The sequence below is a fragment of the Wolbachia endosymbiont (group B) of Aricia artaxerxes genome, assembly GCF_964026975.1.
Classification (GTDB): domain Bacteria; phylum Pseudomonadota; class Alphaproteobacteria; order Rickettsiales; family Anaplasmataceae; genus Wolbachia.
In genome coordinates, this window is record NZ_OZ034718.1 from 1,228,807 (window position 1) to 1,243,197 (window position 14,391).

Here is a 14,391-nt window from a genome sequence, read left to right on the forward strand (position 1 = left end):
GTGATTTACATGCCTATCAGTGCTATGCAACAAAGCCATTCTGGGTTACCGTTAATCTCATAATTTAAAAAAACCACTTTTGCTCCTGCTTTTTCAAATTCTTCAATCAGCACCATTTGATATGCATATTTTCTAGATAAACGATCAGGAGAATGAATGTAAATCTTATCAATTTTACCTTCTGTTACTTTATCACGTAATTTTTCTAAATCAGGGCGGACTAAATGAGATCCACTGTAGCCGTTATCAATAAATTTATACTCACTTAACAATCTGTATCCGTCCAGATTAATTTGCTTCTCTAAAGCTGCAATTTGACTTTCTATCGTATTTCCTTCTACTTGTTTCCCCGAAGAAACTCTCGCATATAAACATACTGTTACCATTTGACCCTCCTTGAATCCCATTTTTATGTTTTAAGTTTTTTTGACTTATTTCCTTTGACACTACCTTTTCATAAGCATCTGATAAGCATTGTTCTGCTAACCGATTAGGTTCATAGCTACAGCTAATTTGGATAGCTAATCTCTTGTTTCTCATGACTTTTCCTTGAAATAATATGTTCATATCATTCCTTAAAGCCGATGGTTAATTGATTATTAGCGCTATAAGTAAATCGGACTCTTGGTTCTGGACACAGAAGTTTTCGAGAAATGGTTTTCTCTAGTTTTATTTTTATGTTTTTTGCAACATTGTCGGTAGTGTAAATATGACAAAATCTGATTAATAGAAAACTATGCTTAAATATAGCGGGCCAAAGAAATTAAAATCTATAATAGAAAACTATGCATTAAAATGCATGAAAAATAAGATCAGCAAAAATGAAATACGTCTTATTTTAAACTGGAAAAGTATAGTTGGAGAGGAATTAGCAGAATGTACAAAACCACAAAAGATCTCATACGCACAAAACGTAAATTCTGGTGTTCTGCATCTGTTAGTAACAAATGGCAGTAAAGCATTAGAAATGCAGCATATGGTTTCTCTTGTAATAGAAAAAATTACAGTGTTTTTTGGCTATAAAGCAGTATACGGTATAAAAATCAAGCAAGGGAGTTGACTATTTAACTATATAAGGTTAACCTAGTTACATAGGATAAATTGGTATATTGAAGTGAGTAGAATTTGTGAATTAACAAATAGAAAAAAGTCTTTTGGTAATAAGGTATCGCACTCAAATCGTAAAACAAAGCGTACCTTTCTCTTAAATTTACATAAAGTTACATTAACGAGTAATATATTAGAAAAAAAGTTTAGCTTTCGTATAGCGACAAGAACTTTAAGAACTATAGATTACAAAGGTGATCTTGATGCTTTCTTGCTCAACACAAAAACAATTAAACTAAGTAAAGAAGCGCAAAAGATAAAAAGAAGATTAAAGAAAGTTTTAGCAAAACAAGAGGTAGAGCTAGCTGTTTCAGATGCATAGTAAGCCTACATGGCTCAGAGCAAAAGCTCCAGCTGGTAAAGTATTCAATGAAACCTTAAACACTGTTAAGCTACATAACTTACATACAGTATGCGAAGAAGCTGCGTGTCCAAATATTGGTGAATGTTGGAATAAACGTCATGCTACTGTGATGATTCTCGGTTCTGTTTGTACTCGTGCTTGTGCGTTTTGCAACGTTGCAACTGGCATTCCTGATAAGCTCGATCCTCATGAACCAGAAAATTTAGCAAAAGCAATAAAAAAGTTAAATTTAAAGCACGTTGTCATTACCTCTGTTGACCGTGACGATTTATCAGATGGTGGTGCAAATCAGTTTATAAGGTGTATAGAAGAAATTAGAAAGATAACTTCGGAAACAACAATAGAGATTCTCACTCCTGATTTTTTAAATAAGAAAGGAGCATTTGAAGCAATAGCTATTGCATCACCTGATGTTTATAACCACAACATCGAAACAGTACCAAGGCTGTATGCAAAAATAAGACCAAGAGCTCGTTATTTTCATTCACTATATTTGCTAAAGATGGTGAAACAGATTAATCCTAAACTTTTCACGAAGTCAGGGCTTATGGTTGGTCTTGGAGAAACAAAAGAAGAAATCTTTCAGGTTATGGATGATTTACGTAGCGCCGAAGTTGATTTCATTACAATTGGTCAATATCTGCAACCAACTCCAAAGCATGCAAAAATTGATAGATATGTTACTCCAGAAGAGTTTGAGCATTATAAATATATTGCTTATTCTAAAGGCTTCTTGGTAGTTGCATCAAGCCCATTAACGCGGTCATCGTACCACGCTGAAGAAGATTTTAACAGACTTGCTGCTGCTAAAACTTCAACCTAATTTAACCTATCTGTTCAAAGAAATGTGCACTCCCTTTCTTTTCATTCGAGTAGCCTCTTATCCTTCCAGTAGCCCATCGGTGTTATTTCAGTAACACCTGTTATTCGAGTAGCCTAACACTGAAACCAAGAGGACTGACCAGGCAATCAGAACTGGTCACGCGCTGGAATGACACCGTCATAAATTGCTAGGCCTTCATAATGTCATCCCAGTTTCCTCTTTACTCTTGTCATCCCAGTACTTGATACTGGGATCCAGAAGACTGATTAGTCAATCAGAACTGGTCACGCGCTGGAATGACATCATTTTTTTTTGCATGAAAAGACTGGATTTTCATGATACCCACTTATTAGTTTCGTCTAATTTATTTTACCACTCTGCTGAACGGATACATTCTAACTGAGAGCAAAGCACACTTACATCATTTAACACCTTCAGTGGCTCCCCTAGACTATGTTCCACTTTTGTCTCAAATTTAAATCCCAAATTTCCAAAAAATTCTTGAAAATACTCAATAGTAATGTCACACAAACTTCTACCACTTGTTTTATAATTTTTCAGCTCTTTCGGAATAATAAGAGACACTTTACCATCTTCATATGTTACATTTCTACCCTTACAGTTCAGTTTAAATTCTACTGAACTGTAAAAACCTGGTGTTTTGATATCACTAGCAAGATCACTGCTAAGTACCCTTATACATTCCATGCTAAAACTGAGTTTTAGACAATTGGAACTATGGCAATCCATACTATAAGTTATTATTATATCAGAATCTAACACAAGCAAGCCAAGTGGAAAAAGAGCCTTTAATAAATGCAGAAACAAAAAATGATTATATCCTTCTTGATGATAACTAGTTATCAATTCTTCTATAATAGAGTCATTTGGAACTGTTGCACCAACACGTATAAACATTTCCATAAAGACTACTTTAAGAAACAAACAATAGTTTCTTTTCCCTTTTTCATTCCCTAAAATGAGATCTTTATGTTTTGAATATAGCTCCTCGATAAGCTCATTGGTTATTTTTTGTTTGTTGATAGTAAGGTTGTGTGATCTATCAAGGTCAATATATGTGTTGTAACCAGAGTTTATGCTACTCCAACCACCTGATTTCATTGGTATAGATTTTAAATCAGAATACTTGAGCTTTTTTACTTCAGATTTCAATGCGTTAACTATTTTTTTTGACATATCACAATCTTATATTATATACGTATTACGTACTTTTCATCATAAGTAAAGGTTTTCTGTAAAACTTGATTTACTTTTTATTATACTCACCTTATTAAAAAAAGCGGAGATTTCAATATCTTATTTTAAATTCTTCAAGTTTAGATTCTTGTCTTTGGTTGTATTTATATCACTTAATACTCCAAGTGGCTTATCCAGATTATACTCAAAATTTTCCTCAAAAAAGTGAAATCCAAATTTTTCGCAAAATTTCTGAAAATACTCAATAATAACGTCAAACAAATTCTTATCATTTGCTTTGTAATTTTTCAGCTCCTTAGGAATAGTGAGAGAAACCTTACCTTCTTCATATATCACATTTTCACCTTCACATTTTAGTTTAAACTCCACTGAGTTTTGTAAATCACATACTAAAATTTTATTACCGTTATATATACCATCATTTACGCTAAAACTGAACTTCAGATAATTTGGATCTTCACAACTTATACAGGTCCTTTCTCTGTAAGAAGGAATTAAATAGTGGAATGAATACATGCACAATCCAAAAGAACGAAGTGCTTGACTTTGAGAAGAAAAGAATTGCTTGTACCCAGACCTGTTATAATAAGTTATCAATTCTTCCATAATAGAGTCATTTGGAACTGCTGCACCGGCGTGTACAAATACTTCCGTGAAGATTTGCTTAAGAAACAGACGATAACTCCCTTTTTTGTCCTTATCTTCTGTAATGAGATTTTCATGTTTTAAATATAAATTTTTAATGAAATCATTAGTTATTGCCTTCCCATTAATAACAAGGTCACAAACAAATTCATATTCACTATTGAAGTCCATATCCAAATCCTTATATGTTCTATAATCAGAACTTTCTGTAGACTTCAAATCAGCATATCTCCTCTCCCTCGCCTTATCTTTCAACTCATTAATCATTTTTTTTGACATATATACTATTAATAGCTCTTATACTATAATATATATATAACTATTAACCTTTTAATAATATAGACTATCAACTGTAACCTGAGTTACTTTCCGGTTTACACTTGATTACTCTAACGATAGATTTTCCAATTCCATCTGATCTACTTGTACTTTTTCTAACTCACTTTTTACCTGTTTATGGTATAAGTTTGCTCCTCTAGCCCAAGATAGGTCACCATTTATTGTACAAACGTAATTGCCATTGTCCTCTTCGAAGCAAAACAGCTTCAGTTTACTTTCGTCTTGACCAATTAATTCACTACGAATTACTTCTACAGTATAAAATTGACCCAAATTCATACTTACTTCAGGATGTTGCATATACCTTAACACCCGTGGCTCATATAATTTTCTTATCTCACCATTTTTGAGATCACCTATTGTACACTCTATCTTCTTTAATCCGTATTTAATAACTCTCACTAATCTCTTCGTCTCATAATCCCACAGCTGTTCTTCTTCCAATCTTTTACATGCGGTAAAAAATTGTGATTCTTCTCTTTGCATAAACCGAGATAAACGTTCTGCCAACTCATAGCACATTTTTTCTTGACTCAGTATTTCTCTTTTATATTGAGCTAAAATATTAATCGCTATACTTGGACAACTTACTGCAATCAAGTCATTATTTAAATCCGTTTTAATAATTTTGCCGCTCTCTTGATTAACATGTACAGTAACTTGCCCTAACAAAATTCCCTTAGAAATCGTTATGTCTTTTCCTATATGAGTGTCAATGGCTTTTAAAGAATCAAAGTCTATATATATTGCACCTTTCTCTCCTGTCATTTTTTCTGAAAGAGCAAGAGCAATCAATCTAAAGGTATCTATTTCAACAGCAAAATACATCCTTTGCTCCTCTGACATATTATACATATTCTTAAAGAAATCCTTTATGCTAATGTCTTCACCATCTACCTTCCATCCTGTATCTATTTCGCTCCAGTCGTATTGGTGTAAATCTACAACATGCACTCCTTCCATTCCTTTCAGTTCACGCTTTAAATCATCTATTTGATTTTCTTCAAATCCAGGACCATTTATAACCAGATATATGTCCCTCTCTTCTTTATTTATTAATTTATGATTTTTTATTATATCTAAGTAATTAAAGTCACTGTTTTTACCATCAGGTAAAGATGCACCATATACTCTTGGTACCCATGTTAGTATTATTGGCGCTTCATTTGATAATTTTTTTACATTACCGATCATTATTTTACCTCAACACATTAACATACTCATATTATAATGAAATTTTAGCGGCGTACAAATAAAATCTCCTAGGGGCTTAAACATTCTCGTTTCTATATGTAGGTGACTGTTTCGAAGAAAATTATTTTTCAGCTAATATTTTAACTACTTTACTGAATTTTCTAGCACCGAATCGACGATACTAGAAAGTTCTTTAATCAATGCTATATAAGTGATAGCTCTCCCATTGCTACCCTGTCTACTTCTGCTCCTTCCAGCTTATTATCTACTCGTTCATGGTATAGATCTTTTCCTTTCATCCAGGATAAATCACTTCCTGGTACGGAAACATAATTACCATTGTTCTCTCCAAAAGCAAATGACTTCCATCTGCTAACTTCTTCACCAATCAGTCCTTTGTTAACTACCTTTTGAATGTGTACGTGACCTAAGTTAAAACCTGTTGAAGAACAACCAAGATATGATGAATTAAGATATTGAAAATTTTGTGGTTGCATATCATACAACGCTACTATTCCTCTATTTTCAAGATCATTTACGTATCTGTTTACCCCTTCTTTGGTTGTTTTTTTTGTCTCTCCCTCAATTATTTCTATTTGTTCCTCTGCAATTTCTTTCTTTTCTCTCAGCTTCGCAAACTCTTTATCCAATAGTTCATCCATTAACAATGGTAAACGTTGTTTTATATCACTGCACATTTCTTTTTGGCTTAATATTTTATCCTTATACTCAGATAAAATATCAGCTGCTACGCTTGAATCATTTATTGCAATTAGATCATTATTTAAGCCTGTTTGAATAATTCTTCCACTATTTGAGTCACACATTACAAGTACAAACCCTAACAATATTTTTTCAGGAATTGTTATATCCTTCCCTATATGAGAGTCAATGGCTTTTAAAGAATCAAAGTCTATATATATTGCACCTTTCTCTCCTGTAATTTCTTCTGAAAGAGCAAGAGCAATTAATCTAAAAGTATCTATTTCAATAGCAAAATACATCCTTTGCTCCTCTGACATATTATACATATCTCTAAAGAAATCTTTGATACTAGTATCTTTACCATCTATCTTCCATCCTTGATCTATTTCGCTCCAGTCATACTGATGCAAGTCTATAACATGTACTCCTTCAATTCCTTTCAGTTCACATTTTAAATCATCTATTTGATTTTCTTTGAATCCAGGACCGTTGATAATCAAATATATATCCCTCTCTTCTTTATTTATTAATTTATGATTTTTTATTATATCTAAGTAATTAAGGTCACTGTTTTTACCATCAGGTAAAGATGCACCATGTACTCTTGGCACCCATGTTAGTATTATTGGCGCTTCATTTGATAATTTTTTTACATTACCGATCATTATTTTACCTTACTATATTGCTATATTTATAATATAGTGGATTTTTTAATAAAATGCAAGTAGACATTAAGATTTCACTTACGCTCTCTCAGTTTACAATTTTTGTTTCCGTATTATCTAATGAATCACCGTAAGTGACTGCCTTAAGATAAAACTTTCTCCCTTTTTGCACTTCAAAAGAAATTATTGAATCATCAAGTAGAATAAATTTTTCACCTGCAGTGTGTTCATATTTCTTAGTCCCTTCTTGACCTCTAATTAGGTTGCTAAGCTTATATTTATTTTTATCTATAAGCTTGGCATCTTGGAATTTTATTACCTCTTTTCCAACCAGCGCTAACACAGTTGGATTCATGACGTCTAGCTTACCAAAACGTAGCACTACTGTAATTCCCTCATCGGTAGATTCGATTACATATCCGTAAGTAGATTGTATATTTGCGCTCGCGATGGGCTTATAATTTTTATCATCATACGAAATAAAAAGTGTTGCTCCTTTCCAACCTTCCTCTTCACTAATTAAAGTAAAACTTGCGATATTACCTTTAATATGCGGTAAATCTATCATTTCTACGATAGATTTACTGATGTGAGAAGGAGGGTATTCTTTAAGCATAAGTGATCTTGTTGAAGGAAAGGAGAGCTTGTATATAGAGGGATCATAACCAACTCCCATTACTTGAATGGACATGCTTTCAAACTTTGTTTTTATAATTCTCATCGTATGTCTTTTCTCGCCATCTGAAATTGCTATGACATCACTTGGTAAAAGCCATGCATATTTTATCGGGAGCTTAAAGTTGTATACATTTCTCTCTTGCCACGAAGAATAAAGTAAAACTTCAGCTATATTTTGCGCCTCCCCTTCCTCCATAATGAGAGGTATTTCAACTGTTGCAGCATTGCCCTGCTTTGGCAGTTCAGCATATTTCACATCAATTGGATAGCCAAAATTGCGGTTAAAATAAACGATGTTAATCCTATTGTTTAAATCTAATTGACTAAGCTGTATCAGCTTGGGATTGTGATTGAAAACAGTTTCGTCAACTGGTATACCAGTTGTCACTCCCCTGCCCTTTTGAATAAATTTCAGTTTTGAGTTCTGTTCAACCACATCAAAAAAATAGCACCTTCGCAGCATTTTAATAATTGAGCGTACGGGTTGCTGATCATTTATTACATACCCAGATAGTAATCCTTTAACATCACTTGTATCAAACTGATCGCCTTTGAGACCTACCTTTTGCAACAGATCAGACAAAACATCGGAAACATTAAGTTGTGAAATTTTTCCCTGAATCCAGTGCCCGGTCTGCCAGTTATGGCAGTCAGCCCACATGTCACATAAATTGGGGAAATAAGGAAATGGCCTTGCATCCCACGCCCAGAGGAACATTTTCTCCACCATTTCTGAGCTTTGCCACTTTTTTAATGTTCCTTCGATTGCAGTTTTCTGCGAAAGAAAGCTCACCTATCCGTTTGAGTATCGTGGATATTTACTCTCTATACTAACTTTATCAACAAACACATTGGGCTCATTAGTGCAGCCGTTCATACTGGGAAATCCATATTCGGTAAACCATATTTTCTTCATTTTTGGTTGCCATTTTGTTTTACTACCACCTGGATTTCCATGAACTTCACTCCACCATTTCTCGATATTTTTCCACGCATATTCGCTGTCATTATACTTTATTTTCTCAGGATCACTTTTTGAGTAATCGTAAAAATAATCATACCCTACCCCACTGCTCCAACCACCCGTTACATCTTTCGCGGAATAGCCAAAAGGAGGTTCTGGGCCATCGGTGAGTGGAAAGTAAGCATCTATGCCAACAACATCGATAAACTCTGAAGACCATAGTTCATCCATATTATACCAACCATCATATGAATGATACTCACTCCAATCGGCAGCGTAAGTTACGTTTACTTCTTTTCCAAGCTGAAATTTTACTTGCTTTGCAACTTTAACTAGCTCTGCTACTGCAGGATAATTGCCTTTCGCATCTTTTACTCTGGTAAGCTGAGCAAACTCAGAACCAATAATAAACCCTTCCACTTTAGTTTGTTTGGCAATGCTTGTGTAATGCTCTATGAATTTGCTATACTGATTCTCAAAAAAATCACTTATATCCTGAGGAGTACCGCTCAATTTTCCTCGCCACTCTTTGTTTTTTGTGTCAAGCAAGAGCATTGGATAGAGCATCACCTTATAACCTCTGCTATGCAGCTCTTCTATATATCTTATTAGTGCTGCATCGCTAACTGTACCACCATATCTTGGATTGCCATGATTATCTTTTGAAATGAGCTGGGCATTATCCCTGGTTATATTTCCCACTTGCCAATCATCAGGCACTATAGCAGAATCGTCTTGAAATTCAACTGCAGGATATATTTTACAATCTTTGATATTCAAACTGCTTGCAAACCAATTAACCACTACCGATGCCCATTCAACATTTGGTAAACTTTCCTTCAATTGGTCCAAAGAAAGCATAGCATCGCTCTTTTTTGTGTGATTATTGTGATTTACTCTTTGTACCGGTCCATAGGGAATATATTGACTACTGCTTATTTTTTCTCGTGCAATTTTCTTCTGTATTTTCGTATCATACACAAACTCCCCTGAACCTGGTATGATATTGATATTTTTAATGTTTTCTGCTACTGAGAATCCATTGAGCTTCAGTGCAGTTTGCACTTCAAATGTAAACACCGGAACACGATTACTATAGTCTGCCAAAGGGAAATTTTTGATGACTATGTAAGATATTCCTCTATAAGCTGGTACATTCTTCTCACCTTCGATTGATAACATAAACGGATCAGGGTTTTGGTCTTCTCTGCCGTGGTAAAAAGTATAATCTATTTCATCAAAACTAAGCGATTTTATATCCGCCCAGATTCTATTTAATTTTTCTACTTTCCCCTTGCAAATTGCAATTGCGAGTGTTGCATAGTAGTTATATGTAATATTTATACCTCTTCCTGTTTTATTTTGAGTGGTTATCGCCTCCTCTTTTATTGGCTGTGACCAAATAATGTTTCCAGCAATGCGAGCAGTGCCATAGATAATTGGAATTGCTTTGCCATAAGTTGAGGTTTGAACTTGCAGATTTTTCAGCCTCGCCCCATGCGTTATCTTTTGCTCGGCATCAAGACCAAATATTGCATTATCAAGCTGTGCACCAAGCAGAGCACCGAGTTCTGAGCCAACAATCTGGCCAATTGGCCCAAAAATACTGCCCGCTTTACTTAAAATTGATGATAAAATTATTGTAGACATAATATTCTCCTTTTTAATAGATTGTTTTGAATTTTTGAAAGAAGATCCCAGACTGGGATAAAATTGGGACCTACTATATAGTAGTGTCATGCGACTGGTATCCAGGAAAAAAAGGATGTCATCCGAGTAGCCCTTTTCCTGTCATCCCAGTACTGGGATCCATTGTTCTTTATTTCTGGATTCCAGCGTCACACGCTGGAATGACATTAAATGATTTTTCTTTGAATTTGAGTTATGCAAGTAGCCCCTTTGTTGTCATGCAAGTAGCCCCTTCGATGTCACCCGAGTAGCCCTCTTCCTGTCATCCCAGTACTGGGATCCAGCCTTTCTTACCAACAAAAAACTTGGCACAACTTGCGTGCTCAAAAAATTCCTAGATTCCAGTACTGGAATGACACCCTTTTAGAAGTTCCTTCTGGATAAAAACTATTGTCAAGCACTGGAATGACATGATTCGACTTGCATGACCAGACTGTGTAGTAATTCTCTTTATTCCTCGATTTGCCACTTACTTCCTCGAGAAGATACATCACTCAATGAAGAGCTTACTGATGAACTTCTAGATAAGCTTCCAGATGATAGCCTTATATCCTTGTTTTTAGTTTTCCCGTTACTATATTTCTTATCTGGCTCATCTTTTATGTTATGCTCCTTCTTGAAATTTTTACAGAAAGTGCGAAGATATTTTATTTCGCCTTCCTTTTCTGTAGTTTCGCTTATTTTATCGATTAAGCAAATCAGATTTGCCATTGAGAATCCCTTACTAGCCTGTACAAGAATTTTCATATCGCTATCTTTTAACTTTTTGATGAGCCGTTCTTGTAATATTTTTTGACGTGTATCGTCTTTATCCAGCCCAGGAACCTCAATACACTCCAAACGACCACCCCTAATAAGCGCAGGATCTAAATGATTCTTATGATTAGTTGCAGCAACTACCGTTATATTTTTTGAGGATAAAAACTCTCGATCCAATTTAGTGAGTAAATGAGTTAAAGGTCCTGCATTTTCACTGGAAGTGCGCTTTTTGCCAATGCCGTCAATCTCATCTATAAAAATTATACACGGACTGTTTGTCTCTGCTTTCTCAAAAATTTGATCTATATTCGATTTATTAGACAAACAAGATGCAGAAATAGATATAAACGCAGATAGAGATTTAGTTTGATTTGCAATTGCCTTACTAATACTAGTTTTACCAGTTCCTGGTGGACCGTACAAGAGATATCCTCTGCCTTGTAACTCACAAATCCCTTTCAATTTTTCTTTTATGTCATTTGGTAATATAATATCACTAAATGTTGTATTCCACCCTCTTTCTTCACCTTTTGCGTAAAATTCCATATTCAGCTTTGCTTCTACTTCATCTATTGCAGTACTATTAATTAACTGTGCAGAAAGGTCACTAACCTCTTTTTTTAACCCATTCACTTCATCTTTCGTTACAAAATTCTCTAAAATTCTATGAACTTTTTCTTCTAGACCACTAAACCCGTATTTATTTTCTTTATCCTTTCCATCTTCTAATTCTTCTTTAATTGGAGTTAGCTTATTTTCTTCTTTCCTTAACCCTTTATTCGGCTCTTCGACTTCAGCTTTCGAGTTTTCTTGAGATTTTTTATTTTGTTTAATCATTTTATATGAAAACACAATTACTACTGCAGAAAGCGCAAATAAAATAAAAATAACAGGGGGAGCTATATTTAAAGCTGCAACTGAAGATAAAAATGCAACGTAAGGAGCTACAGCAAAAACTCCAGATGTAATTAATGTAAGAGAAGCAATAGCACCAGCTATAAAAAAAGGTATATTAGCTCTACTAGACATATTTTAGCTTATAAACAGTTAATTTATAAATAATACATTTAAAGAGTACAAGCTTTTCATAGTAAATCAAGACTAATTAAAGAGATAACTCAAGGTGTCCTTAATCAATCTATGATCGAGGTATTATGCAGTATTAAGATATAAGATGGTATGTTGTATTTTTAATTCAGTGTTCTTTTTCTGTCATTCCAGGGTACTGGAATGACAGATGCTATGATAAGAAATTCAATAACTTAAAGTAGGTAATTAAAGCCTCTAATTAAAATATGAATCTATAGTTATCATAAGCAACACTAAAGAAGTGCGGAAGTAAAAATTTACGAAAGAGCATTATGTATACGTATGCTTTGTAGATCTACACTTTGCCACCCTTCTGTTAAGCTTTGCCTCCCTTCCATTACGTTTTGTCGCTCTTTTATTTCTTTTATTTCGTTATCGAATTTTGACATTAGATATTTAACATAACCAGATGTTAATGCTGTTGATGCAGATACAGCTATTGCTGCCGTAACAGATGTTAATGTAATTTCCATTGTCTCGGTTATAAAAAGCGTCGATGTTACAAAATTCCCTAACATGGCAACTAAGCCACCAACAACTACACTACCTTGAACTACTTTATTTTTTAAAAACCCTTTTATACTCTCTACCGTATCTTCTTGGTGATTTATAATGGCATAATACAAAGGAGTTTTCTGCAAACTATCTTTTTTATAAACATCTGCACCTCTGTCTAGTAGAGCATCTACTATCTCTAAATAGCCATTTTTAGCAGCATAATGCAAAGGAGTACTACCATTTCTATCTTTTACATGAACACTTGCGCCTTCAGCTAACAGAGCATCTACTACCTCTACATGGTTACTTAAAGTAGCATAATGCAAAGGAGCACTACCATTTTCATCTTTTACATTAATATCTGCACCTGTTTTTAGTAGAACATTTACTACATCTATGAATTTATATATAGTAGCATAATGCAAAGGAGTACTACCACTTCTGTCTTTTACATTAACATCAGCACCTTTTTTTAGTAGAGCATTTACTACACCTACACATCTACTATAAACGGCATGATGCAAAGCAGTCTCTCTATTTTCATCTTCTACATGAACATCCGCATGCCTATCTAATAAAACATTCACTAAATCCTTACAGCTAGATGCTGCAGCTGCAATTAATAATGTAAATTCGGCATCAGGATCACTTTGGATGAATGTATGATTTATACTAAAATTTTTATTTTCCCACTCTTGATACGCTATTGTATCTTCCCTTCGCAATACCTCTTTTATTTTATTAATTACGTTATCTTTATTTACACTTGCATCTTTATCAATTGCACTTAATATCTTTTTCAGATTTTCAAAATTCATCTTTACCTCCTATAACTTTACGTTGCAGTTACTACACAATTACAAACAAAAGTAAACACATTTTTGTAAATTATTTAGAAAAAGAATCCATTAAAAAAGTCAGTGATTTGCAATAAATAACTGATCCATTTAATTGAAAGAAATATGTGATGTAACTATAGTCATTATAAACAACAATAGAAAAAACACGGAAGTAAAAAATTTATACTGATCTTATCATATTTATTATTAGCATAATTATAAACATGGGAAAGCAAATACAAGTCAACTTATCTAAAAAAATAGTGAGAGGGTCTTATCTGGCGCAAAATGGATGGCCAACCTTAGTGAAAATTATTTTGCATCATTGAATAATAACAGCATTAAACCAGCCAGCTCTATAAGAAAACTAATAGAGGCTTTTTTACTTGTTCCAATTATTACATCCAGTGCTATTACACTAGCATGTACCTATTTTTTTCTGAATGCAGTGAGTATTCAAAAATATGATTGCAGCTTTGAATAAGGGAAAAATTATGGCGCCTATGATTTTTGAAGGCTATTGCGATACAGACGTTTTTAATAGCTAGTTCAAGCTTTTTGCTGGGTGATTTTGGATAATGCAACTTTTCATAGAAAATAAGTGACTTTGTTAAAAGTGTCGGTGCTGAAGTTATATATCTGCCTCCATATTCTCCTGATTTTAATCAAACCATTGGTTTGTTATAAAAAATTTAGCCAGAAAGAATATTCAGCTATTCGAACTATTAGAAAAAGAGCTATAATTATAGACTCCGTATACACTATAACTAGACTTTTTTTTAAGAGGAATGATACACAAGTTAGTACTAAGACAC

10 protein-coding genes and 2 pseudogenes are annotated in these 14,391 nt (G+C 33.9%); 4 read left to right on the plus strand and 8 right to left on the minus strand.

Translation table 11 applies throughout. From position 1 onward, the window contains the following. Positions 1–5: 5 nt before the first annotated feature. Positions 6–407 (minus strand): recombinase family protein, encoded by a 402-nt coding sequence (locus tag AAGE00_RS05570; protein WP_341815196.1) that lies wholly within the window; start codon positions 405–407, stop codon positions 6–8. 329 nt (positions 408–736) lie between these two features. Between AAGE00_RS05570 and AAGE00_RS05575 the strand changes: the two genes are divergently transcribed. Genes AAGE00_RS05575 through lipA form a run of 3 tightly spaced genes read left to right on the plus strand, consistent with a single transcriptional unit; the run spans position 737 to position 2,294 of the window. Beyond that, positions 737–1,060, plus strand: a complete 324-nt coding sequence (locus AAGE00_RS05575; protein ID WP_007302641.1) for a DUF721 domain-containing protein — start codon at positions 737–739, stop codon at positions 1,058–1,060. A 54-nt stretch (positions 1,061–1,114) separates the two neighbouring features. Then, positions 1,115–1,429: a 50S ribosomal protein L28 gene (gene rpmB / locus AAGE00_RS05580; protein ID WP_007302640.1), complete on the plus strand. Its 315-nt coding sequence runs from the start codon at positions 1,115–1,117 to the stop codon at positions 1,427–1,429. Continuing rightward, the gene (gene lipA / locus AAGE00_RS05585) at positions 1,422–2,294 is read left to right on the plus strand and encodes a lipoyl synthase (RefSeq protein WP_007302639.1); all 873 of its coding nucleotides are present in this window, start codon (positions 1,422–1,424) and stop codon (positions 2,292–2,294) included. Before rpmB ends, lipA begins: the two co-directional genes overlap by 8 nt. 369 nt (positions 2,295–2,663) lie before the next feature. Here the strand turns inward: lipA and AAGE00_RS05590 are convergent, their stop codons facing one another. The 7 genes and pseudogenes from AAGE00_RS05590 to AAGE00_RS05625 form a co-directional block, all read right to left on the minus strand. Beyond that, positions 2,664–3,491, minus strand: coding sequence for a hypothetical protein (locus AAGE00_RS05590; protein ID WP_213863955.1), 828 nt, complete (start codon positions 3,489–3,491; stop codon positions 2,664–2,666). Positions 3,492–3,611: 120 nt separating this feature from the next. Then, positions 3,612–4,436, minus strand: a complete 825-nt coding sequence (locus tag AAGE00_RS05595; RefSeq protein ID WP_007302637.1) for a hypothetical protein — start codon at positions 4,434–4,436, stop codon at positions 3,612–3,614. A gap of 105 nt (positions 4,437–4,541) precedes the next feature. After that, complete coding sequence (locus AAGE00_RS05600) at positions 4,542–5,690, minus strand: hypothetical protein (RefSeq protein ID WP_341815197.1); 1,149 nt, start codon at positions 5,688–5,690, stop codon at positions 4,542–4,544. A gap of 203 nt (positions 5,691–5,893) precedes the next feature. Beyond that, positions 5,894–7,060: a hypothetical protein gene (locus AAGE00_RS05605; protein WP_341815198.1), complete on the minus strand. Its 1,167-nt coding sequence runs from the start codon at positions 7,058–7,060 to the stop codon at positions 5,894–5,896. Positions 7,061–7,148: 88 nt separating this feature from the next. Then, a pseudogene (locus AAGE00_RS07975) lies at positions 7,149–10,352 on the minus strand (glycoside hydrolase TIM-barrel-like domain-containing protein). A 489-nt stretch (positions 10,353–10,841) separates the two neighbouring features. Continuing rightward, positions 10,842–12,179 (minus strand): AAA family ATPase, encoded by a 1,338-nt coding sequence (locus AAGE00_RS05620; protein ID WP_213863953.1) that lies wholly within the window; start codon positions 12,177–12,179, stop codon positions 10,842–10,844. A gap of 317 nt (positions 12,180–12,496) precedes the next feature. Beyond that, the gene (locus AAGE00_RS05625) at positions 12,497–13,555 is read right to left on the minus strand and encodes an ankyrin repeat domain-containing protein (RefSeq protein ID WP_213863952.1); all 1,059 of its coding nucleotides are present in this window, start codon (positions 13,553–13,555) and stop codon (positions 12,497–12,499) included. Between the two features lie 482 nt (positions 13,556–14,037). Here AAGE00_RS05625 and AAGE00_RS05630 point away from each other — a divergent pair. Continuing rightward, positions 14,038–14,319 (plus strand): annotated as a pseudogene (locus tag AAGE00_RS05630) (transposase); the annotation flags it as partial. Positions 14,320–14,391 lie beyond the last annotated feature (72 nt).

Excerpts from the sequence above, each read along its gene's own strand:
- AAGE00_RS05570 (WP_341815196.1), bottom strand. The coding sequence starts at position 407 with ATGGGATTCAAGGAGGGTCAAATGGTAACAGTATGTTTATATGCGAGA.
- AAGE00_RS05575 (WP_007302641.1), top strand. The coding sequence starts at position 737 with ATGCTTAAATATAGCGGGCCAAAGAAATTAAAATCTATAATAGAAAAC.
- lipA (WP_007302639.1), top strand. The coding sequence starts at position 1,422 with ATGCATAGTAAGCCTACATGGCTCAGAGCAAAAGCTCCAGCTGGTAAA.
- AAGE00_RS05590 (WP_213863955.1), bottom strand. The coding sequence starts at position 3,491 with ATGTCAAAAAAAATAGTTAACGCATTGAAATCTGAAGTAAAAAAGCTC.
- AAGE00_RS05595 (WP_007302637.1), bottom strand. The coding sequence starts at position 4,436 with ATGTCAAAAAAAATGATTAATGAGTTGAAAGATAAGGCGAGGGAGAGG.
- AAGE00_RS05600 (WP_341815197.1), bottom strand. The coding sequence starts at position 5,690 with ATGATCGGTAATGTAAAAAAATTATCAAATGAAGCGCCAATAATACTA.
- AAGE00_RS05605 (WP_341815198.1), bottom strand. The coding sequence starts at position 7,060 with ATGATCGGTAATGTAAAAAAATTATCAAATGAAGCGCCAATAATACTA.
- AAGE00_RS05620 (WP_213863953.1), bottom strand. The coding sequence starts at position 12,179 with ATGTCTAGTAGAGCTAATATACCTTTTTTTATAGCTGGTGCTATTGCT.
- AAGE00_RS05625 (WP_213863952.1), bottom strand. The coding sequence starts at position 13,555 with ATGAATTTTGAAAATCTGAAAAAGATATTAAGTGCAATTGATAAAGAT.